28 protein-coding genes are annotated in these 25797 nt (G+C 63.8%); 21 read left to right on the top strand and 7 right to left on the bottom strand.

What is annotated here, in order from left to right:
- Window positions 1-24 precede the first annotated feature (24 nt).
- From IH615_RS20150 to IH615_RS20130, 5 genes are all read left to right on the top strand, one after another.
- Window positions 25-936: a LysR family transcriptional regulator gene (locus IH615_RS20150; protein WP_291364775.1), complete on the top strand. Its 912-nt coding sequence runs from the start codon at window positions 25-27 to the stop codon at window positions 934-936.
- A gap of 72 nt (window positions 937-1008) precedes the next feature.
- Window positions 1009-1386, top strand: a complete 378-nt coding sequence (locus tag IH615_RS20145; protein ID WP_291364773.1) for a hypothetical protein — start codon at window positions 1009-1011, stop codon at window positions 1384-1386.
- A 50-nt stretch (window positions 1387-1436) separates the two neighbouring features.
- Entirely contained in the window at window positions 1437-1919 is a 483-nt protein-coding gene (locus IH615_RS20140; protein WP_291364772.1) for a copper chaperone PCu(A)C, read from the top strand.
- Window positions 1919-2512, top strand: a complete 594-nt coding sequence (locus IH615_RS20135) for an SCO family protein (RefSeq protein WP_291364771.1) — start codon at window positions 1919-1921, stop codon at window positions 2510-2512. The genes IH615_RS20140 and IH615_RS20135 overlap by 1 nt, the downstream gene beginning before the upstream one ends.
- A 99-nt stretch (window positions 2513-2611) precedes the next feature.
- Window positions 2612-3010 (top strand): VOC family protein, encoded by a 399-nt coding sequence (locus tag IH615_RS20130; RefSeq protein WP_291364769.1) that lies wholly within the window; start codon window positions 2612-2614, stop codon window positions 3008-3010.
- Between the two features lie 3 nt (window positions 3011-3013).
- Here IH615_RS20130 and IH615_RS20125 read toward each other — a convergent pair whose 3' ends face one another.
- Genes IH615_RS20125 through IH615_RS20115 form a run of 3 tightly spaced genes read right to left on the bottom strand, consistent with a single transcriptional unit; the run spans window position 3014 to window position 6724 of the window.
- Window positions 3014-4567 (bottom strand): hypothetical protein, encoded by a 1554-nt coding sequence (locus tag IH615_RS20125; RefSeq protein WP_291364767.1) that lies wholly within the window; start codon window positions 4565-4567, stop codon window positions 3014-3016.
- A gap of 4 nt (window positions 4568-4571) precedes the next feature.
- Window positions 4572-5510 (bottom strand): DUF6384 family protein, encoded by a 939-nt coding sequence (locus IH615_RS20120; RefSeq protein ID WP_291364765.1) that lies wholly within the window; start codon window positions 5508-5510, stop codon window positions 4572-4574.
- A 32-nt stretch (window positions 5511-5542) separates the two neighbouring features.
- Entirely contained in the window at window positions 5543-6724 is a 1182-nt protein-coding gene (locus IH615_RS20115; RefSeq protein WP_291364793.1) for a cell surface protein, read from the bottom strand.
- Window positions 6725-7007: 283 nt separating this feature from the next.
- Here IH615_RS20115 and IH615_RS20110 point away from each other — a divergent pair, with 283 nt between their 5' ends.
- The 13 genes from IH615_RS20110 (at window position 7008) to upp (ending at window position 20935) form a co-directional block, all read left to right on the top strand.
- A complete protein-coding gene (locus IH615_RS20110) occupies window positions 7008-7472 on the top strand; it encodes an SRPBCC domain-containing protein (RefSeq protein WP_291364763.1) in 465 nt (154 codons plus the stop codon).
- 124 nt (window positions 7473-7596) lie between these two features.
- The gene (locus tag IH615_RS20105; protein WP_291364761.1) at window positions 7597-7719 is read left to right on the top strand and encodes a hypothetical protein; all 123 of its coding nucleotides are present in this window, start codon (window positions 7597-7599) and stop codon (window positions 7717-7719) included.
- A gap of 192 nt (window positions 7720-7911) precedes the next feature.
- Window positions 7912-8919, top strand: a complete 1008-nt coding sequence (locus IH615_RS20100) for a BMP family ABC transporter substrate-binding protein (protein WP_291364759.1) — start codon at window positions 7912-7914, stop codon at window positions 8917-8919.
- Between the two features lie 26 nt (window positions 8920-8945).
- Complete coding sequence (locus IH615_RS20095; RefSeq protein ID WP_291364757.1) at window positions 8946-10550, top strand: ABC transporter ATP-binding protein; 1605 nt, start codon at window positions 8946-8948, stop codon at window positions 10548-10550.
- Window positions 10547-11677, top strand: coding sequence for an ABC transporter permease (locus IH615_RS20090; RefSeq protein WP_291364755.1), 1131 nt, complete (start codon window positions 10547-10549; stop codon window positions 11675-11677). The genes IH615_RS20095 and IH615_RS20090 overlap by 4 nt, the downstream gene beginning before the upstream one ends.
- A 3-nt stretch (window positions 11678-11680) precedes the next feature.
- Window positions 11681-12646: an ABC transporter permease gene (locus tag IH615_RS20085; RefSeq protein ID WP_291364753.1), complete on the top strand. Its 966-nt coding sequence runs from the start codon at window positions 11681-11683 to the stop codon at window positions 12644-12646.
- Window positions 12647-12765: 119 nt separating this feature from the next.
- Window positions 12766-13176, top strand: coding sequence for a cytidine deaminase (locus tag IH615_RS20080; RefSeq protein WP_291364751.1), 411 nt, complete (start codon window positions 12766-12768; stop codon window positions 13174-13176).
- The gene (locus IH615_RS20075; protein WP_291364749.1) at window positions 13173-13967 is read left to right on the top strand and encodes a purine-nucleoside phosphorylase; all 795 of its coding nucleotides are present in this window, start codon (window positions 13173-13175) and stop codon (window positions 13965-13967) included. The genes IH615_RS20080 and IH615_RS20075 overlap by 4 nt, the downstream gene beginning before the upstream one ends.
- Window positions 13964-14953: a deoxyribose-phosphate aldolase gene (gene deoC, locus IH615_RS20070; protein WP_291364747.1), complete on the top strand. Its 990-nt coding sequence runs from the start codon at window positions 13964-13966 to the stop codon at window positions 14951-14953. Before IH615_RS20075 ends, deoC begins: the two co-directional genes overlap by 4 nt.
- 160 nt (window positions 14954-15113) lie before the next feature.
- Window positions 15114-17480 carry an aldehyde dehydrogenase family protein gene (locus IH615_RS20065; RefSeq protein ID WP_291364746.1) on the top strand — a complete coding sequence of 789 codons (2367 nt, stop codon included), beginning with the start codon at window positions 15114-15116 and terminating at the stop codon, window positions 17478-17480.
- Window positions 17481-17623: 143 nt separating this feature from the next.
- Complete coding sequence (gene deoA / locus IH615_RS20060) at window positions 17624-18943, top strand: thymidine phosphorylase (RefSeq protein WP_291364745.1); 1320 nt, start codon at window positions 17624-17626, stop codon at window positions 18941-18943.
- 126 nt (window positions 18944-19069) lie between these two features.
- On the top strand, window positions 19070-20287 hold the full coding sequence (locus IH615_RS20055; RefSeq protein ID WP_291364743.1) for a phosphopentomutase: 1218 nt from the start codon (window positions 19070-19072) through the stop codon (window positions 20285-20287).
- 18 nt (window positions 20288-20305) lie between these two features.
- Window positions 20306-20935: a uracil phosphoribosyltransferase gene (upp, locus tag IH615_RS20050; RefSeq protein WP_291364742.1), complete on the top strand. Its 630-nt coding sequence runs from the start codon at window positions 20306-20308 to the stop codon at window positions 20933-20935.
- A 139-nt stretch (window positions 20936-21074) separates the two neighbouring features.
- On the opposite strand, the gene IH615_RS20045 is transcribed toward upp, so the two are convergent.
- The 4 genes from IH615_RS20045 to IH615_RS20030 all read right to left on the bottom strand — a co-directional run bounded on the left by IH615_RS20045 (window position 21075) and on the right by IH615_RS20030 (window position 23506).
- Window positions 21075-21695 (bottom strand): HAD family phosphatase, encoded by a 621-nt coding sequence (locus IH615_RS20045; protein WP_291364740.1) that lies wholly within the window; start codon window positions 21693-21695, stop codon window positions 21075-21077.
- A 67-nt stretch (window positions 21696-21762) separates the two neighbouring features.
- The gene (locus tag IH615_RS20040; RefSeq protein WP_291364738.1) at window positions 21763-22332 is read right to left on the bottom strand and encodes a TadE/TadG family type IV pilus assembly protein; all 570 of its coding nucleotides are present in this window, start codon (window positions 22330-22332) and stop codon (window positions 21763-21765) included.
- Window positions 22329-22937, bottom strand: coding sequence for a TadE/TadG family type IV pilus assembly protein (locus tag IH615_RS20035; protein ID WP_291364736.1), 609 nt, complete (start codon window positions 22935-22937; stop codon window positions 22329-22331). The genes IH615_RS20040 and IH615_RS20035 overlap by 4 nt, the downstream gene beginning before the upstream one ends.
- 113 nt (window positions 22938-23050) lie before the next feature.
- The gene (locus IH615_RS20030) at window positions 23051-23506 is read right to left on the bottom strand and encodes a pilus assembly protein N-terminal domain-containing protein (RefSeq protein ID WP_291364734.1); all 456 of its coding nucleotides are present in this window, start codon (window positions 23504-23506) and stop codon (window positions 23051-23053) included.
- Between the two features lie 387 nt (window positions 23507-23893).
- Between IH615_RS20030 and IH615_RS20025 the strand changes: the two genes are divergently transcribed.
- The 3 genes from IH615_RS20025 to cpaB all read left to right on the top strand — a co-directional run bounded on the left by IH615_RS20025 (window position 23894) and on the right by cpaB (window position 25788).
- Complete coding sequence (locus tag IH615_RS20025) at window positions 23894-24067, top strand: Flp family type IVb pilin (protein WP_291364732.1); 174 nt, start codon at window positions 23894-23896, stop codon at window positions 24065-24067.
- A gap of 130 nt (window positions 24068-24197) precedes the next feature.
- A complete protein-coding gene (locus IH615_RS20020) occupies window positions 24198-24698 on the top strand; it encodes a prepilin peptidase (protein WP_291364730.1) in 501 nt (166 codons plus the stop codon).
- 205 nt (window positions 24699-24903) lie between these two features.
- Window positions 24904-25788, top strand: coding sequence for a Flp pilus assembly protein CpaB (gene cpaB / locus IH615_RS20015; protein ID WP_291364728.1), 885 nt, complete (start codon window positions 24904-24906; stop codon window positions 25786-25788).
- Window positions 25789-25797: the final 9 nt, after the last annotated feature.

Below are 25797 nucleotides of genomic sequence, written 5' to 3'. Positions count from 1 at the left end.
GTATGGTGCCAGCAGGGAGACGACATGGCACCATTCGACAGCGTCACGGCGCGCCTCATCCTTCTTTTGGCCGAAACCGGCTCCATCGGGCGCGCCGCCGAGCGCGAGGGCATCGCCTCTTCGGCGGTGAGCCGCCGCGTCTCCGACCTCGAAAGCCGGCTCGGCGTGGTGCTGTTCGATCGCTCCGCCCATGGCGTCAAGCTCACCACCGCCGGCCAGGCCTATGCCGAGGGTTGCCGCACGGTGCTGCGGGCCATTGCCGATCTTGATGCCGTCATGGCCGATTTCGGCAGCGGCCTGCGCGGCAGCCTCAGGCTCGCCTGTACCAGCTCCGCACTCACCGGCCGGCTGCCGGAACTGCTGGCGCGCTACACCGCCAAGCATGCCGGCATAGCACTCGATATCCAGGAAATGGGCGCCGCCAAGGCGCTGCTGGCCATCGACGAGGGCCGGGCCGACGTCGCCATCGTTTCGGACCACTATGATTTCACCCGCTTCGAGATCAAGGCCTTCGAGGATGACCGGGTCTGGGTGCTGGCGCCGCCCGATCATCCGCTGGCCGCCCAGATCGAGCCGCGCAAGGAGATCGGCTTCGAGACGGTGATCGACCATCCCATTGTCGGCATCCACCAGGCCGGATCGCTCGATCGGCTGCTGGGCGAGGCCGCCCGCAAGGCCGGCAAGCCGCTGGTCGAGAATCTGCGCGTCGAGAGCTTTCCCGCGCTCGTGCGCATGGTCGAGGCCGGTTTCGGCATCGGCTTCCTGCGCTCGACGAGCCTGCATCTGCTCGCCGGCACCGATCTGGTCTGCGCCCCGCTGGCCGAGCCCTGGGCGCTGCGCCAATTGCTGGTGGCGCGCCGCAAGACCTCGCCCCTGTCGGCGGCGATGAAGAGCTTCATCGCGCTCTGCAGCGAGACTTACATTCCCAGCGCCTGACGTTGACCTGGATCAAGCAGCCGCGACAAATCGGCTATTGAGTGATGCTCCATTCGCCCCTAGGAATTGCGCATGATCCAGGGACGCAGCATCGGCAGGGAGATCGGGACGGCTTTGGCCGTGCTGGCCATCTATCTGCTGACGGTGCTGGCGCCGCTGCACCAGGCCCGCGCCAGCCAGCTTGCCTTTGAAGAGCTGGGCTACAGCCTGACGCAAGCGAGCTGGGTGCTGTGCTCGGCGGCAGGCGCCACCGAAGGCGGCGACGTCTCCATCGCCAAATGTCCGGCCACCGGCATTGGCAAGGCCGGGATCGTCCTGCCCACGCCACACGCCCTGCCAGCCGCCTATGGCGCCGCCCTGGCCGCGCCTCGTCTGGCGACGTCCCCGACTGTGCTCCCGCGCATTGTCGCACCCTCAGGCGGCCCCCGCGCCCCTCCGGTTCCGGTCTGACGCACCGGCCCCTGGCCGTCCTGACCCATTCAATTACCGGAACTATCATCATGATCCGCCTGCTTCGCGCCGCCCTTGCGGCTGCCATTCTCGTCGTCACCCCCGCCCTTGCCCACAATGGCGTCATCCATCTCGGCGACATCAACATTTCGCTGCCCTTTACCCGCGCCACGCTGCCCAATGCGCCCGTCGGCGGCGGCTTCCTCACCATCGAGAATGCCGGCACGGAGGCCGATCGCCTCGTCTCGGCCACCTCGGAGGTTGCCGGGGAAACCCAGATTCATGAAATGGCCATGGAAGGCGATGTCATGAAGATGCGCCAGCTCGCCGAAGGGCTCGAAATCCCCGCGGGCGAGACGGTGGTTCTCGCGCCCGGTGGCGTCCACATCATGTTCATGGGCCTCAAGCAGGCTTTCGTGGAAGGCGAGACGGTCGCCGTCACGCTGACCTTCGAGAAGGCCGGGTCGGTAGAGGTGCTGCTGCCCGTCGCGGCCGCTGCGGCCGACATGCCCGCCGGTGCCATGGTGCACTGATGGCCCTCCGCACCCTGCGCATCTGGCTCTGGGTGGCCGTGCTGGGGCTGGCGCTGACGGCCGTTGCAGGTGCCTTGTTGCTGCGCCCGCAACAGAAGGTGGCCGGCAGCTTCGGCGTCGCCGCGTTCGACCTCGTCGATCACCACGGCAAGCCGGTCGATGAGACCGTGTTCGCCGGCCATCCCTCGGCCCTGTTCTTCGGCTTCACCCACTGTCCGGAAGTCTGCCCTACCACCATGGCGGAGATGGCGGCCTGGTTCGAAGCCCTGGGCGAGGAGGGGCAGGACCTGCGCGCCTATTTCGTCAGCGTGGATCCGGAACGCGACACGCCGGCCCTGCTGGGTGACTATGTCGGCTGGGTGAGCGACCGGATCACCGGCATTACCGGCGATCCGGTGCAGATCGATAGCCTGGCCCGGGCCTGGGGCGTGTTCTACGAAAAGGTACCGCTCGAAGGTGGTGACTACACCATCGATCACACCGCTTCGGTGTTCCTGCTCGATCGTGACGGACAGTTCCAGGGCACCATTGCCTATCGGGAAGACATGGCAACGGCGCTCGGCAAGCTGCGCAACCTGCTCGCCCGGTCCTGACGCCCAAGCCCGGTCCGGACCAGCTCCGGATCGGGCAGCTTAGGGTACCGCCCGGGAGCGCGGTGGGGTAAACCTCGTTTCGAACAGAGGAGTCTCCCAATGAAGCCGTCGATTTCCATCATCACCATCGGCGTTGACGACCTGGAGCGGGCCTTCGTGTTCTATCGCGCCCTGTTCGAGCTGGACGACGAGCAGATCGGGGCAGGGGAAGACCATGTGGCCTTCTTCTTCCCCAACGACTTCTCCTTCGTGCTCTTCCCCCGCGAGCAGATCGCCCAGACCGCTGGAAAGGATGTCGCGGTGGCTGGCACGCCTGGCTTCGTGCTGAGCCACCAGGCGTCGAGCCCCTCCGAGGTCGACGACATCCTGCGCAAGGTCCTCGCCGCGGGCGGCGCCGTGATCACCGCGGGCACGCAGTCCGAATGGGGCTACTCGGCGTATTTCGAGGATAGCGAAGGCAATGTCTGGGAATTGATGGCCCAGCCCGCGGCGAACTAGATCCTAAAATCCGCCGCCGGTCTTGAAACCAGAATGCTTGCGCGTGCCGGTGGAGCCGGTGCGCGGGCGGGAAAAGCCGCCGCCGCTGCCCGAGCTGCCGCCCCAGCCACCGCCGAAGCCGCCTGAATTGCCGCGCGGCTTGGACTTGCCGCTGCCGCCAAAGCTGGTATCGGGCCAGTTGAAGGTGTTGCCGCCCGCCTCGGGCCAGGGCGAATTGGCGCGCTGCCGGCCATTGTTGGGTAGGCCCACGCCGCCGCCCCAGTCGCTGGTGCCGGCGCTCCAGTTCTGGCTGCGCTGCCATTGGTCCCAATACGATGCCGCCGATATGCCGCCGCGCAGGAAATCGTTGAGCAGGTCACCGACCAGCTTGTCTTCGCGGAAGGTCGAGCGCGGATCGTCGAACCGCTGCTTCTTGAACTCCCACTGGATATCCTCGAGCTCGCGCCGCCGTGCCGCCAGCGTCTTGAGCCGCTCGTTCAGTTCGCGCGTCTCGCCCTCTTCTTCCTTGGCGCGGGCGCGGGCATCGTCGATCTGGGCGACGATGGTGTCGTCCTGCCCGGTGCGGGTGCGCCGCGCCTCGGCGAGCAATGTCTGGATGTCCTCGCGCCCCAGCGCCGTTGCCAAATCGTTCAGCGCGCCGTCTACGGCCGGGTTGCCGCCCTGGGACAGCTGGCCGAGCATCTTGGCCGTCTCGTCGCGGCGATCCTCGGTCGCCACGATTTCGGCGTCGAGCGCGTCGATCTTCTGCTGCGCGGCCTCCATGGCCTCGCGCACCGGCTTGCCGCCGGCATTGTCGATGGCTGCCGTTTCCAGCGCATCCAGTTCGGCTTCGGCCGCCCGGGCATTGGCGATCTGCCGCTCGGCATGCTCGCGCAGCCGCAGCGGGATTTCGTTCAGCATGGCAAAGTTCGGTCGCGCCTTGTGGAAGCCGACCAGGTTGGCCACCAGGCCATCGAGATAACGGATGAAATTGTTGGCGCGATAGCTGGCAGTGCCGTAGCCCGCCTCCCACAGATACATGAACAGCGGGTCATCGCGATAGGGCTTGCCCTTCTGCTCGCGATCGGTCTCCGCCTGTTCGGTCTTGCTCATGGACTGGGCCGCGATGGCCTCCAGCTCGCTCGCCTGGCTGCGCTTGGCGGCAAAAGCCGGGTCCTTGGCGATGGTGGCGCCAAGCCGGGCGGCCAGCGCCTTGAGCTCGCTCTGGTGCCCCTCGAAAACCTTGAGCGCCTCGGTCCGCTCTCCGGTCAGCCGCGCCAGGGTTGCGTCGAGCTCAGCAATGTCCCCTTCGGCCTTGCTCAGCTCCTTGGCATGGGCCTTGAGCATGTCGCGCGCCTTGGCTTCCGCGGCCGAAATGCGCCCATCGAGTTCCCCTTGCACCGCCGGGTCAAGCCGCAGCTGCGCCAGCTGCCGGAACAGCTCGGCCTCGGTTTCCCGGATCTTGCCGATCTTCTCGGCTGAGCGCGCCAGGCGCTTGCTGATGTCTTCTTCCTCGCGACGAATGTCGCGCATCGCCTCGTCCAGGCTCGCCAGCGCTTCGGGTCCGCGGATGCTCATTGCTTTACCACCGCGTTACTGCGCCGCCGAGAACCGGCATATTGTATTCGACTTCGAGGAAACCATCCGACTTGCGGCCGACCTCGTTGGCCTGGATGATGCCGTCGTCCAGCTTGTCGGCGGCCACGCCTTCATAGACGGCCTCCGGCACGCGCACGCCCCAGATGCTGACGACTTCGGTCGACCCGGTCTCCTCGTTGAGAATGGGCAGGCTCAGCGCATTGCCGTCCGCGTCCAGCGCCTCCACCACGATATAGTAGTTGGTGGCAGCGGTGTTGACCTCGGGAAAGGTCCAGAAGCCCGACTTCACATCGGAGCGGTTGACCACGCGCAACGTATATTCCTGCCGCAACTGGTCGCGCAAAGCCGTGAGATCGGTCACCGCTTCCTCGGCGCCGGCCCGGTTGCCCTCGGCGGCCAGCGTCTTGCCCCGCGTCCGCAGGGCCTCGGCCTGGAGCACTGCCTGCTGCACCTTGGTCTCTTCGAAAATCGTCTGGTAAAGCGCATCCATCTGCGCCGGCAGGCCCTCGCTGAGCTCGATCCGCGCCGCCTCGGCCACCCCGTTCTGATAGGGCCGCCAGACGCCGAAATAGCCGACACCGAGCACCAGCAGCGCCAGCAGCGCCGCCCCGACTGGCTTGCCCCAGCGCTTGCGGCCGACATAGAGCCGCGCCAGCGTCGTGCCCAGGCCGGGCGCGGGCGGGTCATAGACGAAACGACTTTCCTGCAGCGCGGCCACACCCTCGCGCAGGATGTGGTCGGGCACCTCGATGCCCTGATGGTGATAGATATCGCGCAGCTTGTCGATGAGCTGTTTTTCCTTGGCATCGGTGCCAAGTTCACGCACAGCCAGATCCTGCCGGTGACGGAGCGTGTCGACCACGTCCATCGCCAGCATGACTTCATCCAGGGGCGCAGCGGGCTTCGCTGTCACGTCACTCATTGTTGGCGTTCACCCTTGGTCGGTTCACTCCGCTACTTACGCGTTTCGAGCAGCAGCGCGTTGCCATCGGCGGCAAGCGCTGCCAGGCGCCGCTTGCCGTCTTCCACCGCGTCGCGGATTTCGGCCGAGTTCTTGGTCGAGGCGATCCGCATCTCGTTGATGATGGTGCGGCTCTTCTCCTGGAAATTCACCACCGAATCGACGAGCTTCTTGACCGCATCGGCGCGCACTGTCGGGCCATAGCCAGCCTTGACCGCCTCTTCCTGCACCTTGTCGCCAATTTCGGAGAGCGTCTCGAGGCTCTTGCTCATGCCCTCTTTCATGGCATTGAGCGTTTCGGTCGATTCATGCAGGCCGAACATGCCGGTAAACGAGGCCGATAGGGCCGTCAGCACCGTCTCGTTGGTCGAAAAGAACGAGATCGACTGCTGATAGACGCGTTCCTTGGCATTGGTCGTCTGCATCAGCCGCGCCATCACCACTTCGGACGTATTGTAGGAAATGGTCAGGTTGTCCGAGAGGTCCTTGGCGATCTGGTAGCGCTTCTCCTCGTTCTGCATTTCGCGCAGCTTTTCGTCGCGATCCATTTCGAGGCGCGCGCGGTCTGCCGGCACGGTGCCGGCATAGCCGGCAACGGCGGCCGATGCCGCCTGCAGGATATTCTTCTTGTCTTCGAGGCGCTTCTCGGCGGTCGCGAGCACTTCGAGGGCCATCACCTCGGCCTGCTTCAGCGCGCCGCGGAAATCGCGATAGGCCTCCAGGATGGTGTGCTCGCGGTCGATCTGGTCCTTGGTGTCCTTGGTGACATCGAGATAGGTGTCGCGAATCTTGTTGAAACGGGTGGCGATGTCGCCGCGGCTCACCTTCATCCACACATTGCTGGCGCGCTCCATCAGGTCGAGCCTGTTGTCGGCCAATTGGTCGACCATGCCCTTGGCATCGTCACGGATGGAATCGAAGCCCTTGGTGATGTCCTCGTAGCGTTCGCCGATCTTCATGGCGGCGATCTGCTCGCGCACCACTTCATTGAAGGCGCTGGCCTGGCTCAGCGTACGGCCAATCAGCACCACGCGGGTCTCGTCCAGCTCGGTGATCTGGCTGAGCAGCCCGGTAATGGGCTGCTCGCCCTGCTGCTCGGGCCAGACGCCCAGGTCGCGGATGGCATTGACCGCCTTGTCCAGATACTGCAGCGGCTTCTCGGCGATGACAGCCATGGGCGCCACCTCGGTTGTCGGTGCTGTGGTCACTTCATCGGCCATGTTTCGCTCCCCGTAGTCTGACGCCCATCCGGCGGATTGCGCTGTTCGCGCTATAGATTGCTGCTCGCCGTCCCCATGACAATTGCAAGGCCGTGCCAGCACCACTATTTAGACCATATTGGTGCGAAAAAGCCGCACGTAAAGAGCGCGAGAGGCACACAATGTCAGGCACTTGTTTCGGGGCGCAACAAGGCGGCAATACGGCGGCGTCGCCGCAGCGTCCGGCGGGTCGCCGCTGATGGAATTTGGTGGCCGCTATCGCATCGCCGCATCTCGCGCCGCCGTCTGGGCCGCGCTCAACGATACCGAGGTCCTCAAGTCCGCCATTCCGGGGTGTCACCGCATCGATTGGGCGGGCGACAGCGCCCTCGATCTCGAGATCAAGGTCAACCTCGGCGTGGTCCATCCCATCTTCAAGGGCGGCCTGACCCTGTCCAATATCATGCCCGCCAGGCACTATACGCTGTCCGGCAAGGGCAAGGGCGGGCTGCTGGGGCTGGCCGAAGGCTCGGCCGACATCGTGCTGTCCGACCTGGACGAGGATACACTCCTGATCTTCCATGCCCATGGTGGCGCCTCGGGCCAGATCATGCGGCTGGGCAAGGCCATTATCGGCAATTCGGCGCAAAAGGTGATCGACGGCTTCTTCGAGCGCTTCGGCGACGCCATGGGGGCAGGGGTCACGCCCCTGGGCGCGGAGTAACGCGGCGGAGACACCGCCTTAACCTCTCCTTAACCACGCCCGCTTCTGCCCTCAAAGCATCATAATCGGACGCCCAAAGCCGGGTTATGAGTGGCAAATCGAGTCAATTTGAAGCAAATCCGACATGTCCGCCCACACCCGAGATACTATCGCCCTGTTTGCTATCGCCTCGGCTGCCATTCTCGCGGTGCTTTATGCCGACGCTGACCTGGGCGCGATCTTCCAGGCCATCCTGTCCCGCTTGTAGGCGCCGGTCTCCGCGCCGGCATGGGTGCCGCTCCCCTGGGCATTGCAGCCAAAATTTGACCAATCGGAAAAATTTCCGCGATTCCCTCTTGCAGGCGCTTCGTTTGCACGATTGTATCGATCGCTAGCGCACGGGGATTGTCCGTTGGAGCTCAGGCCAACGCTCATGTGCGAGACAGGGAGACTTACCTCAATGAAATTCTCATCCATCACCAAGGCCATTGCCGGCGGCGTCGCGCTGAGCGCGGTTCTCACCGGTGCTGCTCTTGCCGATCCCGCGATCATCTATGATCTGGGCGGCAAGTTCGACAAGTCGTTCAACGAGGCCGCCTATAACGGCGCCGAAGCGTGGAAGGCCGAGACAGGGGGCGCCTATATCGACCTCGAGCTGCAGAATGATGCCCAGCGCGAACAGGCGCTCCGCCGCTTTGCCAGCCAGGGTGCCAATCCCATCGTGATGGCCGGCTTCTCCTGGGGCACTGCTCTGGGCACCGTTGCGGCCGAATTCCCCGACACCAACTTCGTCGTCATCGACGCCGTCGTCGATCAGCCCAACGTGCAGTCGATCATCTTTGACGAGCATACCGGCTCGTTCCTGGTCGGCGCCCTGGCAGCGCTGAAGTCGGAAACCGGTACCGTCGGCTTTGTTGGCGGCATGGACGTGCCGATCATCCACAAGTTCTATTGCGGTTATGCCCAGGGCGCCAAGGCGGCCAACCCGGACATCAAGCTGATCGAAAACTACACCGGCACCACCCCGGCCGCCTGGAACGACCCGGTCACCGCCGGCGAGCTCACCAAGGCGCAGTTTGACGCCGGTGCCGACGTGGTCTTCGCCGCTGCTGGCGGTTCGGGCCTGGGCGTGCTGCAGGCCGCTGCCGATGCCGGCAAGTTCTCGATCGGCGTCGACAGCAATCAGAACTACCTCCATCCCGGTTCGGTGCTGACCTCGATGCTCAAGCGCGTCGACGTCGCCGTAACCACCGCCTTCAAGGAAGGCGGCGACGATGCCACCTTCAAGCCCGGCATCACCGTTCTCGGCCTGGCCGAAAGCGGCGTGGGCTATTCGCTGGACGAGCACAACGAAGCGCTGATCGATGCCGACACCAAGGCCAAGGTCGACGAGCTGAGCGCCCAGATCCAGTCCGGCGCCATCACGGTGCACGACTACACCACCGATTCGACCTGCCCCGGCGTCTGAGTCCTACCGTGGCATCTGACACCCACATGGGTAATAGTCCTGCGCAGCGGCCCTCCGGGGCCGCTGCTGCTTCCGAATTCGCCATCGAGCTCATCAAGATCAACAAGAGCTTTGGCCCGGTCCACGCCAACAAGGATATCGACCTCGCCATCCGCCGCGGCAGCGTGCATGGCATTGTCGGCGAGAACGGCGCCGGCAAGTCGACGCTGATGTCGATCCTTTATGGCTTCTACACCGCTGACTCGGGCGAAATCCGTGTCGACGGCACCACCCATGCCATCACCGATTCCCGCCATGCCCTGGCCCTGGGCATCGGCATGGTGCACCAGCATTTCATGCTGGTCGACAATTTCTCCATCCTCGAAAACGTCGTGCTCGGCGTCGAGGACAATGCCCTGCTTGGGCCGAGCCTGACCCGCGCGCGCAAGGAACTGGTGCGCCTCGCCAAAGAATACCGGCTCGACGTCGATCCCGATGCCATCATCGAGGATGTGTCGGTTGGCACCCAGCAGCGCGTCGAAATCCTCAAGGCCCTCTATCGCGGTGCCGACGTGCTCATTCTCGATGAGCCTACGGGCGTGCTGACCCCGTCGGAGGCCGACGACCTGTTCCGCGTGCTCAAGGAGCTGCGCGACCAGGGCAAGACCATCATCCTGATCACCCACAAGCTGCGCGAGATCATGGCCATCACCGACTATGTGTCGGTCATGCGCCAGGGCGAAATGGTCGCAACGCTGAAGACCTCCGAGACTGACCCTGGAGCGATCGCCGAACTCATGGTTGGTCGCCGGGTGTTGCTGGAAGTCGACAAGGGCCCGGCCACGCCGGGCGAGGTCTTCCTTTCCGTCGAAAACCTCGTGGTCAAGGACGACCTGGGCATTACCCGCGTCAAGGATGTGAGCTTCACCGTTCGCAGCGGCGAGATTGTCGGCATTGCCGGCGTTGCCGGCAATGGCCAGAGCGAGCTGCTGGAATCGGTCTCCGGCATGCGCGACCAGTCGAGCGGTGTCGTCAGCCTCAAGGGCAAGCCGCTTTCGCTCGAGGGCGACGATGGCGCCCACCGCGCCCGCGAGGCCGGCCTGGCCCATGTTCCCGAGGACCGCCAGCGCATGGGCCTGGTCACCGCCTTCGAGGAATGGGAAAACGCCATTCTCGGCTACCAGGACGACCCGGCCTACGGCAAGGGCTGGATTCTCGACATCGACGCGGCACGGGCCAAGGCCCGTGAACGTATCGCCCAGTTCGATATCCGCCCGGCCAATGAACGGCTCAAGACTGCCAATTTCTCCGGTGGCAACCAGCAGAAGATCGTGCTGGCCCGCGAAATGTCGAGCAATCCGGACGTGCTGATCGTCGGCCAGCCGACCCGTGGCGTCGATATCGGCGCCATCGAATTCATCCACAACCAGATCATCAAGATGCGCGATGCGGGCAAGGCCATCCTGCTCGTCTCGGTGGAGCTCGACGAAATCCGCTCGCTGGCCGACCGGATCCTGGTGATGTTTGACGGCCATATCGTCGGCGAGGCTGATCCGGCCACCGCCACGGAAGGCGAACTCGGCCTGATGATGGCCGGCATCAGCGAAAAGACGGCCCCGGCGCCCAAAGCGGCCGAAGGAAAGACCAAATGAGCGCTTTGCGACCCCTGCCGCGCTGGGCGGACATCCTGCTCCTGCCAATCATCAACCTGGTCCTGGCCTTCGTTATTTCCGGGCTGGTCGTGCTGGCCATCGGCCAGAATCCACTGGCCGCGCTCGAAGCCATTGTCGGCGGCGCCTTCGGCAGCGGCTACAATTTCGGCTACACGCTCTACTACTCCACCAACTTCATCTTTACCGGCCTTGCTGTGGCCGTCGCCGCCCATGCGGGCCTCTTCAATATCGGCGGCAATGGCCAAGCCTATATTGCCGGGCTGGGCGTGATCCTCGTTGCGCTGCCACTGCAGTTCCTGCCCTGGTGGATCACCTTCCCGATCGCCATCCTGGCCGGCGCTGCCGTCGGCGGCTTCTGGGCCTTTATCCCGGGCTGGCTGCAGGCCAAGCGCGGCAGCCACGTCGTCATCACCACCATCATGTTCAACTTCATCGCTGCCGCGATCATGGTCTACATGGTGGTCAACGTGCTCAAGCCCGCCGGCGTGCTGGCGCCTGAATCGGCCATGATCGACCCGGCGGGCCGCATGCCCAAGCTCGGCACGTTCATTCCATGGTTCAAGAATACCGACGTGAACTTCACCCTGCTGCTGGCGCTGCTGTGTTTGGTGGGTGTCTATGTGCTCATCTGGCACACCCGCTTCGGCTATACCATGCGCGCACTGGGCCATAACCCGACCGCCACCACCTATGCCGGCATTTCCAATTCGCGCACCATCATGATCGTCATGACGCTGTCAGGCGCGCTGGCCGGCATGGTCGCCGTCAACCAGATCGTGGGCGTGCAATACCGGCTGGTGCTCGACTATGTCGCCGATGCCGGCTTCGTGGGGATCGCCGTGGCCTTGATGGGCCGCAACCACCCCATCGGTATCCTGTTTGCCGCATTATTGTTCGGTGCGCTCTACCAGGGCGGCAACGAGCTGCAATATGTGATCCCGGGATTGTCCAAGGAAATGGTCGTCGTCATCCAGGCCCTGGTGATCCTGTTCACCGGCGCCATGGAAGGCATGTTCCGCCCCGGTCTGCAGCGCGCCTTCATGCTGCTGTCCCCGGCCCAGAAGGCCGAGGCGGAAGCGCGCAACACCGCCAAGTCGGAGAGCTGAGCCATGGATCTCGCGCTCATTCTCTCGACCCTCGACGCCACCCTCCGGCTTTCGACGCCCCTGCTGCTCGCCTGCCTTGCCGGCCTCTATTCCGAGCGGGCTGGCGTCTTCGATATCGGCCTCGAGGGCAAGATGCTCGCGGCCGCCTTCGGCGCCGCCGCGGTAGCTGCCGTCACCGGCAATGTCTGGCTGGGCCTGTTGGCTGGTATTGGCGTATCCGTCACCACGGCCGCCCTGCAGGGCGCTGCGGCCATCACCCTCAAGGGCAACCAGCTCATCGCCGGCGTCGCCATCAACATGCTGGCGGCCGGGCTCACCACCTTCCTCGGCATCCAGTGGTTCGCCCAGGGCGGTCGCACGCCCCAGCTCACCCCCGGCGGCCGCTTCCAGAACCTGACACTGCCTTTCGCCAATGAATTGTCGGGCATTCCGATCCTCGGCCCGATCTATGCCGACCTCATTTCGGGCCATAACCTGCTGGTCTATATCGCCTTCCTCGCGGTGCCGATCACCTGGTTCGTGCTCTATCGCACCCGCTTCGGCCTGCGCCTGCGCGCTGTCGGCGAAAATCCCAAGGCCGTCGATACGGCGGGCATTTCGGTCACCCGGCTGCGCTATCAGGCCGTGCTGATCACTGGTCTGCTCTGTGGCCTCGCCGGCGCCTTCTTCTCCATCGCCCAGGGGTCGGGCTTCGGCAACAACATGACGGCCGGCAAGGGCTTCATCGCGTTGGCCGCGCTGATCTTTGCCAAGTGGAAGCCGGTGCCGGCCATGCTGACCTGCCTGCTGTTCGGCTTCCTCGATGCGCTGCAAATCCGGCTGCAGAATACCGACATCCTCGGCGTGCAGATCCCGGTCCAGGCCATCCAGGCACTGCCCTATGTGCTGACCGTGGTGCTGCTCGCCGGTTTCATCGGCAAGGCCGTGGGCCCCAAGGCCGGCGGCGTGCCCTATACCAAGGAGCGCTAGCGCGCGACCACAAACTGAGACCTCATGGTGAGCTTGTCGAACCAGGAGGTCGGGTACACCGATCTCGCCACGACCTCGTCCTTCGACAGGCTCAGGATGAGGTCTACTGAGGACTTTTGATGACCAAGACCCCGACCGATCAAGCCCTGTTCGAGGCCGCCGAAGCCGTTCGCGCCAGGGCCTATGCGCCTTATTCGCGCTTCACGGTGGGCGCGGCGATCCTCGCTGACGACGGCAAGATCTATGCTGGCTGCAATGTCGAAAATGCCGCCTATCCGGTAGGCAACTGCGCCGAACCCAGCGCCATCGCTGCCATGCTGGCTGGCGGAGGCAAGCGCATCAAGCGCATCTATGTCACCGGCCCCGGCACCATGCCGGTCACCCCCTGCGGCGGCTGCCGCCAGCGCATCCGCGAATTCGCCGATCTCGATGTCGAAGTCATTTCGCATGGCGTCGAGGGCGAACCGCTCGTCTGCACCCTCGAACAATTGCTGCCGCATTCCTTCGGCCCGGAATACCTCCCCAAATGACCAAAGCCTCCAAGACCATCCAGAAGATCGCGGGCAAGGAGCCGATCGCAGCCGCCATCGTGCTCGGCTCGGGCCTCTCGGCCATCGGCGACCTGCTGGCCGACAAGGTCGCCATTCCCTATTCCGAGCTCAAGGGCTTTCCCGGCGGCGGGGTTAGCGGCCATGGCCGTGACCTCCTTATTGGCACCATGGGCGGCAAGCGCGTCGCCATCCTGTCCGGCCGCGAGCACTATTACGAGCACGGCAATGCCGCCGCCATGCGCCCGGCACTGGAAACCATGGCCGAACTCGGGGCAGGGACGCTGTTGCTGACCAATTCAGCCGGCTCGCTCGACGAGCGCTTCCGCCCTGGCGACCTGATGCTGATCTCCGATCACATCAACTATGCCGGCATGAACCCGCTCATCGGTGAACCCACCGACCGCCGCTTTGTGAACATGGTCAACTGCTATGCCCCCGACCTGCGCGCCAAGGCGCAGGGCCTGGCCGAGCGCATGGATATCCGGCTCGGCGAAGGCATCTACCTCTGGTATTCTGGCCCCAGTTTCGAGACAGTCGCCGAAATCCAGATGGCCATTCGCCTGGGCGCCAACGCCGTCGGCATGTCGACGGCACCAGAAGTCATCCTCGGGCGTTTCCTGGGGATGAAAGTCTGTGCCTGCTCGTCCATCACCAATATGGGCGCGGGCCTTTCGACCGAAAACATCAGCCATGAGCACACCAAGACCATGGCCGTGCAGGGCGCGGAGAAGCTGAAAAGGCTCATTCCCGCGCTGGTGGAGGAGCTATGAACCTGCGTGTCGTCGACAACAAAGCGACCCATACGCCGCACAAGCGCAATCCCGGCTATCCGCTCGATCTCGATTGGGTCGAACGCGTCCGCATGAACCGCTCGGCGCTGGAACGCCGTGCCGGCTCCATCGGCGCGCGCCGCACCGTCAAAAAGGATTATCAGCTCGCCTGGCTGCTCAAGGCGATCACGCTGATCGACCTGACGACGCTCAATTCCGACGATACCGAGGGCCGCGTCGAGCGCCTCTGCGCCAAGGCGCGCCACCCGCTGCGCCAGGATATTCTCGACCGGCTCGACGTAGGCAACCTCCGCATCCTGCCCGGCGCCGTCTGTGTTTACCATCCCTTCGTCAAGACGGCGGTGAACGCGCTTGAGGGCACCGGCATTCCCGTGGCTGCCGTCTCGACCGCCTTCCCGCATGGCCTGGCGCCCATCGAGACCAAGCTCAAGGAAATCGAATATTCCGTCGCCGATGGCGCCAAGGAAATCGACATCGTCATCGAGCGCGGCATGGTTTTGCGCGGCGACTGGCAGGCGCTCTACGACCAGGTCAAGGCCTTCCGCAAGGCCTGCGGCGACGCCCATATCAAGACCATCCTGGGCACCGGCGAATTGGCCACCCAGACCAATATCGCCAAGGCCTCGCTCGTCTGCATGCTGGCCGGCGCCGATTTCATCAAGACCTCCACCGGCAAGGAAAAGGTCAACGCCAACCTCGTTACCAGCCTGACCATGATCCGCATGATCCGCTGGTTCGCCGAGGAAACCGGCATTGAGATCGGCTACAAGCCCGCCGGCGGCATCGCCCACACCAAGGACGCGCTCAACTACATGGCGCTGATGAAGGAAGAATTGGGCACCCACTGGCTGCAGCCGCACCTGTTCCGGTTTGGCGCGAGTTCGCTGCTGACCGATATCGAGCGGCAGCTGGAGCACGGGCTGACCGGGCACTACTCGGCGGATTATCGCCAGCCGATGGTCTAGCGCGCAAGACGTCTCACCCACGGCGTCATTCCCGCGCAGGCGGGAATCCACTCTTTCGGCGCCGTGAGCAAACAAGAATAGATTCCCGCCTGCGCGGGAATGACGCGGTGAATAGAACCGGCATGACGCGGTGGTCCGAGACCCTGCGGGAGGATCTGAAATGAACAAGATCGCGCAAATCTTCCAGTCGCTTGATTACGGCCCGGCCCCCGAAGGCCCCGAGCAGGCCAATGCCTGGCTCGATAGCCACAGTCGCAAGTTCGGCCATTTCATCGACGGCGTCTGGACCAAGCCGGGCAAGACCTTTTCGTCCGACAACCCCGCCAATGGCGAGAGCCTGGCGCAGATCAGCGACGGCACAGCCGAGGATGTGAACGCGGCGGTCAAGGCCGCCCGCGCCGCCTTCAAGCCGTGGAGTGCGCTGTCCGGCTACGAGCGCGGCAAGTATCTCTATGCCATCGCCCGCGCCATCCAGAAGCACAGCCGGCTCTTTGCCGTGCTCGAAACCATGGACAATGGCAAGCCGATCCGCGAAAGCCGCGACGTCGATATCCCGCTGGTCGCCCGTCACTTCTACCACCATGCCGGCTGGGCCCAGCACCTTGCCCGCGAATTTCCCGATGCCGTGCCCTATGGCGTCTGCGGCCAGATCATCCCGTGGAATTTCCCGCTGCTGATGCTGGCCTGGAAGATCGCCCCGGCCCTTGCCGCCGGCAACACGGTGGTGCTGAAACCCGCCGAATTCACCTCGCTCACTGCCCTGCTGTTTGCCGAAATCTGCGAGCGCGTCGGCCTGCCCAGGGGCGTGGTCAATATCGTCACCGGCGAGGGTGATACCGGCGCTGCCATCGTCAATCACCCCGATATCGACAAGATCGCCTTCACCGGCTCGACAGAAGTCGGCAAGATCATCCGCGCCGCCACGGCGGGCACCGGCAAAGGCCTCAGCCTCGAACTGGGCGGCAAGTCGCCCTACCTTGTCTTCGAAGACGCCGATATCGACAGCGCTATCGAGGGCCTGGTCGATGCCATCTGGTTCAACCAGGGCCAGGTCTGTTGCGCCGGCTCGCGGCTGCTGGTGCAGGAGAGCATCGAGGAGCGGTTCATCACCAAGCTCAAGACGCGCATGGCGAGCCTGCGCGTCGGCGATCCGCTGGACAAGTCCATCGATATCGGCGCGCTGGTCGCCCCGGTACAGGTGGAACGCATCCGCGACCTGATGAAGAAGGGCGTGGCCGAAGGCGCCGAGGTCTATGAGCCCGATGGCCAACTTCCGGCCCGGGGCTGTTTCCTCAAGCCGGCTCTGGTCACCAAAGTCTCGCCCGCCAATACGCTGGTGGCCGAGGAGGTGTTCGGTCCCGTGCTGGTCGCCATGAGCTTCCGCACACCCGAAGAGGCCGTCGCGCTGGCCAACAATACCAAATATGGCCTCGCCGCCACCATCTGGAGCGAGAACATCAATCTGGCCCTCGATATCGCCCCCAAGATCAAGGCCGGCGTGGTCTGGATCAACGGCACCAATAATTTCGACGCCGCCGTCGGCTTCGGTGGCTACAAGGAATCCGGCTTCGGCCGCGAGGGTGGCCGCGAAGGCATGTCGTCCTATCTCAAGCCGGCCTGGGAGAAGGACCTCAAGCCCGCTCCGGTTGCCAAGGCCGTTGCGGCCAAACCCGCCAACCCGCTCGACGCAAGCCATCTCGACCAGACCGCCAAGATGTATATCGGCGGCAAGCAGGCCCGCCCCGACAGCGGCTATTCCCGCCCGGTGCTCGGCCCCAAGGGTGACCTGATCGGCGAAGTCGGCGACGGCAATCGCAAGGATATCCGCAACGCGGTGGAAGCCGCCCGCGCTGCGCTCGGCTGGTCGACCACCGCAGCTCATTCCCGCGCGCAGATCCTCTACTTCCTCGCCGAGAACCTCGACTACCGCCGCGACGAATTCGCCGCTCGCATCAAGGCCCAGACCGGCGAAGACGGCGCCAAGGAAGTCGCTCTGTCCGTAGAACGGCTTTTCGCCTTTGCCGGCTGGGCCGACAAATATGATGGCGCCGTGCACAATCCGCCCTTGCGCGCCGTGGCCGCCGCCATGGTCGAGCCGCTTGGCGTCATGGGCATCGTCGCCCCCGCCGCACTGCCCCTGCTGGGGTCAGTCGCGCTGATCGCCCCGGCTTTGGCCATGGGCAATACGGTCGTGCTGGTGCCCTCCAGCCAGTCGCCGCTCAGCATGACTGACCTCTACCAGGTCATGGAAACCTCCGATGTCCCCGCCGGCGTCGTCAACATCGTGACCGGCGACAGCGTCGCGCTGGCCAAGACGTTGGCCGAACATGACGGCGTCGATGCCCTCTGGTTCGCCGGCAGCGCCGATGCCTCGACCATGGTGGAGAAAGCCTCCATCACCAATCTCAAGCAGACCTGGACCAGCCGGGGGCTCAACTACGACCTGTCCGACCGGCGCTTTGAGGGGGACTATTTCCTCGCCAAGGCCACGCAGGTCAAGAATGTGTGGATTCCCTACGGGGCTTAGACCCCTCATCCGGCGCAAAGTGCCACCTTCTCCCACGACGGGAGAAGGATACGACGAGAACTCCCCGCGCTTCCCTTTCTCCCCTTGCGGGAGAAGGTGCCCGAAGGGCGGATGAGGGGGACGTCGCAACAGTCGAAAGCAACATGGTATTCCTCCCCCAAGAAGTCATCCTCAAGAAGCGCAATGGCGAGACCCTGGCTGCGGAGGACATTGCCCAGTTCATCGCCGGCTTCGCCCAGGGCACCGTCTCGCATGCGCAGGCCGCCGCCTTCGCCATGGCGGTCTATTTCCAGGACATGACCATGCCCGAGCGCGTGGCGCTGACAGTCGCCATGCGCGACAGCGGCACCGTGCTGGACTGGTCCGACCTTGATGGCCCAGTGGCAGACAAGCATTCCACCGGTGGTGTGGGCGACAATGTCAGCCTCATGCTGGCGCCGATCCTCGCCGCTATCGGCATCTATGTGCCGATGATTTCCGGCCGTGGTCTCGGCCATACCGGCGGCACGCTCGACAAGTTCGACTCCATCCCCGGCTACACTACCAACCCCGACAATACCCTGTTCCGCAAGGTGGTGCAGGATGTCGGCTGCGCCATAATCGGCCAGACGGCCGATCTCGCTCCGGCCGACAAGACGCTCTACGCGATCCGTGACGTTACCGGCACGGTGGAGTCCATTTCGCTGATCACCGCCTCGATCCTTTCCAAGAAGCTCGCGGCCGGCCTCGGCGCGCTGATCCTCGACGTCAAGACCGGCTCTGGCGCCTTCATGCCGACTTTGGAAAAGTCCCGCGATCTGGCGAAAAGCCTCGTCGAGGTCGCCAATGGCGCGGGCCTGAAGACCGGGGCCCTGATCACCGATATGAACGAGCCGCTGGCATCGGCCGCCGGCAATGGCCTCGAGGTCCGCAATGCCGTCGATTTCCTCACCGGCAAGCATCAGGATGCCAGGCTCAGGGAAGTGACGCTTGCCCTCTGCGCCGAGGTCGCCGCCATGACCGGCATAGCCGCCAGCGTCACCGCGGCACGCAAGCTGGTGGATGATGCACTCGATAGCGGGCGCGCCACCGAACGCTTCAGCAGGATGGTCACCGCTCTCGGCGGTCCCACCGATTTCGTCGAGCGCATGGACCAGCACCTCGCTCCAGCGCCGATCATCCGCGATGTCTTCGCGACAGGGCAGGGCCTGGTCGCCGAGATCGACACCAGGGGTGTCGGCATGGCCGTCGTTGCCCTGGGCGGCGGCCGCACCATGCCAACAGACAAGATCGACCACTCGGTGGGCTTTGATCGCCTCCTCGGCCTTGGCGCTAGGGTCGATGCCCGCACCCCCATCGCCCGCATCCACGCCCGCGACGAGGCCTCGGCCGCCGACGCCGAAGCCCGCCTCAAATCCGCCTATCGCCTCGGCGACAAGGCGCCAAGTTTTCCGTTGATCGCGGCAACCATTCCGCCAACCTAGTCATCACCCACGGCGTCATTCCCGCGAAGGCGGGAATTCACTCTTTCTGGCAACGGACCAAGAATGGATTCCCGCCTTCGCGGGAATGACGCAGAGTACGACAAACGCTTCACAGGAGCCGTCCCCATGCCACGCGCCATTCTCTGCATTCTCGACAGTGTCGGCATTGGCGGCGCGCCGGACGCCGATAAATATGGCGATGTCGGCTCCAACACCTTCGGCCACATCGCCGAATGGGCCGCATCGGGCAAGGCGGACCGTGCCGGCCTGCGCGCAGGGCCGCTCAAGGTGCCCAATCTGGATGCTCTCGGCATCGGTGCCGCCATCGCGCTGTCAACCGGCACTCTTCCGCCCGGCCTCTCCGCCACATCAAAAGGCGGCCGCTTTGGCGTCGGCCGCGAAGTCTCACGCGGCAAGGACACGCCCTCGGGTCATTGGGAGATCGCGGGTGTGCCGGTGCCCTTCGACTGGGGCTATTTCCCACAGACCGAGCCGACCTTTCCGCCGGAGCTGATCGCCGAATTCATCAAGCGGGCAAAACTGCCCGGCATCCTCGGCGACAAGCATGCCTCGGGGACGACGATCATCGCCGAACTGGGCGAGGAGAGCATCCGATCAGGCAAGCCCATCTGCTACACCTCGATCGACAGCGTGTTCCAGATCGCCGCCCACGAAACCCATTTCGGTCTCGAACGGCTCTACGAAATCTGCCAGATCGCCTTCGAACTCACCGCGCCGCTGATGATCGGCCGCGTCATCGCCCGGCCGTTCGTGGGCGAGGATGCGCGGAGCTTCAAGCGCACCGGCAATCGCCGCGACTTTGCCATCTCGCCGCCCGAGCCGACCCTGCTCGATCGCAATCAGGCAGCCGGCAACCAAGTCTATGCCATTGGCAAGATTTCCGACATTTATGCCGGCCACGGCGTCACCCACAAAATGAAGGGCACGGGCCTCGGCCAGCTCTTCGACAAGACGTTGGAGGCCGTGGAAATGGCCGACGACCACGCCTTCATCATGACCAATTTCGTCGACTTCGACAGCGAATACGGCCATCGGCGCGACGTGCCGGGCTATGCCGCGGCGCTGGAATTCTTCGATTCCCGCCTGCCCGAGCTGATTGCCAAGCTCCGGCATGACGACCTTCTGGCCCTCACTGCCGACCATGGCAACGATCCGACCTGGCCGGGCACTGATCACACCCGCGAACAGATACCGATCCTGGTCTTTTCCCCAAGCCTGTCGCAAGGCGAGATTGGCATTCGCTCGACGTTCGCCGATATAGGTGAGAGCATTGCCCACTGGCTCGGCCTCGCGCCCGGCCGCCACGGCAAATCCTTCCTGTAGCGGAACAAGGGTGATCTCATGAGCAACGTAACCGTCATCGATCACCCGCTGATCCAGCACAAGCTGACCATCATGCGCAACAAGGAGACCTCCATCGCGGGGTTCCGGCGCCTGCTGCGCGAGATCGCCCACCTGATGTGCTACGAGGTGACGCGCGATCTCGAGCTGGAGATGATCCCCATCGAAACGCCGATGGCGCACATGGATTCGCCTGCCATCAAGGGGAAGAAGCTGGTCTTTGCCTCCATCCTGCGCGCCGGCAATGGCCTGCTCGATGGCATGCTTGACCTGGTGCCCGCCGCCCGCGTCGCCCATATTGGCATCTATCGCGATCACGAGACGCTCGAGCCGGTGGAATACTACTTCAAGGCGCCGTCCAATCTGGAAGACCGCCTGATCATCGTCGTCGATCCCATGCTGGCCACCGGCAATTCGGCCACGGCGGCAATCGAGAAGCTCAAGGAGCGCGGCGCCAACAACATCCGCTTCCTGTGCCTGCTGGCGGCGCCCGAAGGCATCAGGAACTTTTCCGCCGCCCATCCCGACGTGCCGGTCTTCACCGCCTCGATCGACAGCCATCTCAACGAGAAGGGCTACATCGTGCCCGGCCTGGGTGATGCCGGTGATCGGATGTACGGGACGAAATAGGCCACACGCGGTCGGCCGCGCTCCGGACAGGGTGGGTTACGCGCGTGGTCCTCGCTGCGCTCGTCGGGAACCTCAGATCCACAGCGTCATTCCCGCTTTCGCGGGAATGACGCGGGTGTATTCTGCCGGCTAATAATGCCTACTTCGCCTTGAGCGGCAGGCCCAGGGCGATCAGCTCTTTGCGCAGCATCGCCGGATCCTTGAAATGGACGCCGTGCATGCCGAATTTGCGGGCCGAAATGATATTGGGTTCGCTGTCGTCGATGAACACGCAATTGTCGGGCGCCAGGCTGTAGCGCTCGCAGAACACGCGATAGAGCCGCGGATCGGGTTTCACCAGGCCTTCGAGGCCCGAGACGATCACGCCATCGAATTTTTCCAGAAACGGCCATTCGCCCAGGCAGCTCACCCACTTCTCCCAGGAGAAGTTGGTGATGGCAAAGGTGGGGATGTCCTGCTCGATCAGTTCGTCATGGATATCGATCGTGCCCTGGATGAAGCCGCCCAGCGTTTCCTTCCAGCGCAGGTCATAGGCCTGGATTTCCCGCCAGTATTTGGGAAAGCGGGTGATCAGCTTGGCCGCGCCTTCGGAGTAGATTTCGCCGGCGTCGAATTCCAGGTTCCAGTCCAGCGTGCAGATGTTCTGGTGAAACCAATGCGCGTCCTCTTCGGTCTCGAAGAGCTTGCGGAACAGGTACATCGGGTTCCAGTCGACGAACACGCCGCCAAGGTCGAACACGGGAACAAGCGTATCGTTCATGAGCATACCGCCGGACAGGAGAGGGATCCCGGCTTGTGGCATGGGCGGTTGGTCCGCGCAAGCGGCCCTAGTTGAGCGTGATGCTGCCGCCAAAGCGGGGCATGAAGAAGTTTTCGCGGTACAGGTTGATCGTCTGGTCGAAGGCAAAGCCGTAGAGCGGCGGGTAGTCGTAGTAGCCCTCGGCAACGATGACGAACTTACCCCTGGCGATGTCCCGCATCGCCGTGGGCAGGACGAAGCTGGAATCGACGGCATGCGGGCCCACGCCATAGGCGCCGTCGACATATTGGCGCGACCACCTGACGCTGGTGGACCCGTCGGCTCGAACCTCCACCTGCGTGACCACCTGGCGCAGGTCATCGGTGGGATGGGGCGTCATGATGCCGCCCGCCGCCTGGAAATAGTCGGTGAGTGTGGCGGCGGCAATCGTCGTATCGGAGCGCGCCACCAGGTCGCCCAGCGCGCCAGCAGCCGATTGCAGCTTGCGATCCACCGAGATCAGCGCGCTGACTTCGACAAAGCCGATATAGAGCATCAGCATGATCGGCAGAACCAGGGCGAACTCTACCGCCGCTGTGCCGGCTTCGGCGAGCCGCAGCCGGCGCATATCGGCCAGCAATCGACGCAGCGCCCTCACGATGTAAACGGCTCGTTGCGGAACACGGTTGCCGCGCCCATGACGCGTTTTCCGTCCGGCAGATTGGAGAGGCCCAGACCGCCGAAAGGTACGATCACCGGCCACTTGTAGTAGACCTGCACCATGACGATGCTCGAGCCATTGCCGGGCGTGTAGCTTTCCGGCCGGGTCCAGTCGGCGCAGGCGGCGCTCGCCTCGGCCTCGGTTTGCCCGGGGCCCGGTGCGGCGCAGGACCAGTTGACAGGGGCCGACACATCGACCTCGCTGAACGCGTCGATCACGTCCACTTCGATATGCAGGCCCTCGCAGTTGCGGATGAGCCCGAAGACCCGGTCGCAGACCAGGGTCTTGAAACCGTCTGCGGTTACCGACGCTTCCTGCGCCTGTCCTGTGCGGATCAATCGGCTGGCATCCTGCACGGCGCTTTCGAGAACCTGCCCCGACAGGAAGACCAGGGAGGTTTCGAGGATGGCACCGAGGATGGAAAAGAAGGGCAAAGCGAGCAGGCCGAACTCGATGGCCGTCACGCCGCTTTCGTCACGCGCAAAGCCGCGCCGCCACCGAAGCGGCGGTTGAACTATCGGCGATGCGGGTCGACCAGCCATGAATCCGCGTCCGGTTTGCGACCGGCCGACCCTAGCCTGCCATGGATAACCGAAGGTTAGGATGGATTGTCATGGAGACCGCGACTGCGGCGACGGTTAACCGAAAATGAAGATCAGTTGGCGAGCTGCTGCACCAGTTGCGACGAGGCGATGGCCTGGGACGAGAAATTGGTGTCATCGCCCATCATCACCACCGATTGGCAAACTGGCGCGCAGGCCAGGCTGGTGCGCGCCTGGCCCTGGTAAACAGTCACCACCCCGGCCTGCATTTGCACGACTTCGATCAGCGTGTCCGCGATGGGATTGCCCGCGCTGTCGAGCACGATCAGGTTGGTCTGCCCGAAACTTTTGCCGGTCAGGATCAGCGTCTGCGGATCCTGGATGGTGACGTCGGCCACGCCCGGATTGCCCACGATCACGGTTGCCGCGGCGGCATTGATGCGCAGGATGCGCGCCATGTTGACGTTGACATTGATCGGCGCGCCATCGGCAGCGATGGCGGGCGCCGTGGCGAAACCTGTTGCCAGCGACAGGCAGAGTGCGAAGGCGGCAGCAAGCATGGGGCGCATGGGGCGGTTCCGGCGGACTGATACTCGATGCAGTCACTTTCCGCCAGAATGGTTTATTTTTGGCAAATGCCCGTCCGAAAGCAACCCTGGAAATGACGCATGAACATATGGCGGAGAATAGAACAAACAAGGAGCCACGTAGGAACATCTGGCAATTTATGAAATATCGTCTGCAAACCGCATAGTAAAACTCACATCAAACTGCATAGGTAAGATACAATATTCTCTGTTAACTCTCTGATTACGATAGGAAATCAGCGCTTACGGATCGTGAGATGCATTGCTCAATTAACGCAATTTCAAGAACTGGCGGCTAGGGTCCGGCGTGTTCGATGATTTACGTGTCGAACGATGACGTCCTTGATGACGTAAAAATGGAGCCTGGGAATGAACATCTTCGCACGTTTCGCGCAGGACGAGTCTGGCGCGACCGCTATTGAATACGGCCTTATCGCCGCTCTGATCTCTGTCGGTATCATCCTTGCCGCAACGACACTGGGTACCAATCTGGGCACCCTGTTCAACGACATCGCCGGCCAGCTCGACGTCGACGTGCCGTAAGCCGGCACAAGCCGACAGCGAAAGTTTGGGGGGAGGGGCGCATGCGCTCCTCCCTTTCCATTTGAGCTTTCTTAACGGCGCACTGGCAGGATGTCCCATCGAGGTTTCGTGCCACTAGGGAGGAAAGAAGATGTCCACGATCGCATTGCTGCTGTTTCCGGCCGCGATGGCGCTCGCGGCCTCATCTGACCTGCTGACCATGCGGATATCGAACAAGCTCGTCCTGTTCCTGGTCGCCAGCTTTTTCGTGGTGGCCATAACCATCAATTTGCCCCTGCAGCAGTTTGCTCTGCATGTGGCTTGCGCGCTGGTGGTGCTCGCCGCCGGTTTCGCCCTCTTCGCCCTGCGCGTTATCGGCGGCGGCGACGCCAAGCTGGCAGCGGCGACCACCCTGTGGCTGGGTTTCGGATTGACCTTGCCCTATCTGGTCTATGCCGCGCTGCTGGGCGGCGTGCTGACCCTGGCCATCCTCGTCCTGCGCCGCCTGCCGCTGACGCCGTTCCTGGCCCGCTACCGCTGGCTCGAGCGCCTGCACGATCGCAAGAGCGGCGTGCCCTATGGCATTGCATTGGCCATGGCGGGCATGCTCACCTATTCCAATTCCATCATCTTCGAGCGTCTTGCCGCCTGATCAGGCTGGCGCAAGTAATGTTCTCCGACTGGCCCAGTAAGCCGCGCCCAACAGCCGGTTTTGCTGCTTCTGTCGCAAAAAGCTAAAATTTACATATTGTTAACCGCATCCGCAAAGCTCCGGTTAACCAAACTTTGACCCTTTGCGTCCACAGTTCAACCGGTGGAACTGGGCCAATTGCGCCCGCGTGCAACCGGAGTGAGTCATGAAGCCGGCCCGTATCATCTTGTTGCTCGTGGCGCTCGTCGCTGGCGGCCTGGCGGCATTTCTGGTCACGCGCGGTGGTCGTCCGGCACCCCAGCAGGTCGTACAGACCGAGCTGGTCCAGGAAGCCAAGACCCAGATTCTCGTCGCCAAGACCCCGATCGGCGTCGGCGAGCGGCTAAGCGTGGCATCGCTTGAATGGCAGGATTGGCCTGAGGGCGCCGTTCGCCCGGAATATGTCACGATCTCCGCCATGCCCGAGGCTCCGGTCGATCTGACGGGCGCCGTGGCGCGTTTCGAATTCTTCCCCGGCGAACCGATCCGCGAAGCCAAACTGGTGCGTGCCGACCAGGGCTACCTGTCCGCCGTGCTCGCCGAGGGCATGCGCGGCGTGTCGGTTGGCGTCTCCGCCGTGTCCAGCGCGGGCGGCTTCGTCGTCCCCAACGACCATGTCGATGTGCTGCTGACCACGCAGACCCAGTCGGGCCAGCAGTCCGAGGTCATCCTGTCCAATGTCCGAGTCCTCGCCATCGGTGCGCGCCTGGGCGAAATGGGGGCGACCGGCGGCCAGGAGGATCCCAATTCACCCGCGCCCACCCCGGTCACCTTTGACAATGCGGCCATCGCCACGCTCGAACTCACGCCGGGGCAGGCCGAAACCCTCATCAACGCCTCCACCCTGGGACAGCTCTCGCTGGCTCTGCGGTCCGTCGTCGATTTCAACAACAACACAGTCGCCGAGGCCACCAGTTCCAACCAGGCCGTGCGGCTGATCCGCTTCGGCAAGGAACAGTCGGTCCTCACGGGCACCAATCCAGAGCTGGCCGGCCATCAGATGGCCCCCGAATCCGGCACATCCGTCGAACCCCAGGTGGTGCCCCAGTAGGGGCGGAGA

Origin of the sequence: Devosia sp., assembly GCF_014860165.1 — a bacterium.
Taxonomy (GTDB): domain Bacteria; phylum Pseudomonadota; class Alphaproteobacteria; order Rhizobiales; family Devosiaceae; genus Devosia.
This window is presented reverse-complemented; position numbering and strand designations above follow the sequence as displayed.

Bases quoted from the DNA above. Each gene is read 5' to 3' on its own strand.
- IH615_RS20150 (WP_291364775.1), top strand. From the start codon at position 25: ATGGCACCATTCGACAGCGTCACGGCGCGCCTCATCCTTCTTTTGGCC.
- IH615_RS20145 (WP_291364773.1), top strand. From the start codon at position 1,009: ATGATCCAGGGACGCAGCATCGGCAGGGAGATCGGGACGGCTTTGGCC.
- IH615_RS20140 (WP_291364772.1), top strand. From the start codon at position 1,437: ATGATCCGCCTGCTTCGCGCCGCCCTTGCGGCTGCCATTCTCGTCGTC.
- IH615_RS20135 (WP_291364771.1), top strand. From the start codon at position 1,919: ATGGCCCTCCGCACCCTGCGCATCTGGCTCTGGGTGGCCGTGCTGGGG.
- IH615_RS20130 (WP_291364769.1), top strand. From the start codon at position 2,612: ATGAAGCCGTCGATTTCCATCATCACCATCGGCGTTGACGACCTGGAG.
- IH615_RS20125 (WP_291364767.1), bottom strand. From the start codon at position 4,567: ATGAGCATCCGCGGACCCGAAGCGCTGGCGAGCCTGGACGAGGCGATG.
- IH615_RS20120 (WP_291364765.1), bottom strand. From the start codon at position 5,510: ATGAGTGACGTGACAGCGAAGCCCGCTGCGCCCCTGGATGAAGTCATG.
- IH615_RS20115 (WP_291364793.1), bottom strand. From the start codon at position 6,724: ATGGCTGTCATCGCCGAGAAGCCGCTGCAGTATCTGGACAAGGCGGTC.
- IH615_RS20110 (WP_291364763.1), top strand. From the start codon at position 7,008: ATGGAATTTGGTGGCCGCTATCGCATCGCCGCATCTCGCGCCGCCGTC.
- IH615_RS20105 (WP_291364761.1), top strand. From the start codon at position 7,597: ATGTCCGCCCACACCCGAGATACTATCGCCCTGTTTGCTATCGCCTCG.
- IH615_RS20100 (WP_291364759.1), top strand. From the start codon at position 7,912: ATGAAATTCTCATCCATCACCAAGGCCATTGCCGGCGGCGTCGCGCTG.
- IH615_RS20095 (WP_291364757.1), top strand. From the start codon at position 8,946: ATGGGTAATAGTCCTGCGCAGCGGCCCTCCGGGGCCGCTGCTGCTTCC.
- IH615_RS20090 (WP_291364755.1), top strand. From the start codon at position 10,547: ATGAGCGCTTTGCGACCCCTGCCGCGCTGGGCGGACATCCTGCTCCTG.
- IH615_RS20085 (WP_291364753.1), top strand. From the start codon at position 11,681: ATGGATCTCGCGCTCATTCTCTCGACCCTCGACGCCACCCTCCGGCTT.
- IH615_RS20080 (WP_291364751.1), top strand. From the start codon at position 12,766: ATGACCAAGACCCCGACCGATCAAGCCCTGTTCGAGGCCGCCGAAGCC.
- IH615_RS20075 (WP_291364749.1), top strand. From the start codon at position 13,173: ATGACCAAAGCCTCCAAGACCATCCAGAAGATCGCGGGCAAGGAGCCG.
- deoC (WP_291364747.1), top strand. From the start codon at position 13,964: ATGAACCTGCGTGTCGTCGACAACAAAGCGACCCATACGCCGCACAAG.
- IH615_RS20065 (WP_291364746.1), top strand. From the start codon at position 15,114: ATGAACAAGATCGCGCAAATCTTCCAGTCGCTTGATTACGGCCCGGCC.
- deoA (WP_291364745.1), top strand. From the start codon at position 17,624: ATGGTATTCCTCCCCCAAGAAGTCATCCTCAAGAAGCGCAATGGCGAG.
- IH615_RS20055 (WP_291364743.1), top strand. From the start codon at position 19,070: ATGCCACGCGCCATTCTCTGCATTCTCGACAGTGTCGGCATTGGCGGC.
- upp (WP_291364742.1), top strand. From the start codon at position 20,306: ATGAGCAACGTAACCGTCATCGATCACCCGCTGATCCAGCACAAGCTG.
- IH615_RS20045 (WP_291364740.1), bottom strand. From the start codon at position 21,695: ATGAACGATACGCTTGTTCCCGTGTTCGACCTTGGCGGCGTGTTCGTC.
- IH615_RS20035 (WP_291364736.1), bottom strand. From the start codon at position 22,937: ATGGCTGGTCGACCCGCATCGCCGATAGTTCAACCGCCGCTTCGGTGG.
- IH615_RS20030 (WP_291364734.1), bottom strand. From the start codon at position 23,506: ATGCGCCCCATGCTTGCTGCCGCCTTCGCACTCTGCCTGTCGCTGGCA.
- IH615_RS20025 (WP_291364732.1), top strand. From the start codon at position 23,894: ATGAACATCTTCGCACGTTTCGCGCAGGACGAGTCTGGCGCGACCGCT.
- IH615_RS20020 (WP_291364730.1), top strand. From the start codon at position 24,198: ATGTCCACGATCGCATTGCTGCTGTTTCCGGCCGCGATGGCGCTCGCG.
- cpaB (WP_291364728.1), top strand. From the start codon at position 24,904: ATGAAGCCGGCCCGTATCATCTTGTTGCTCGTGGCGCTCGTCGCTGGC.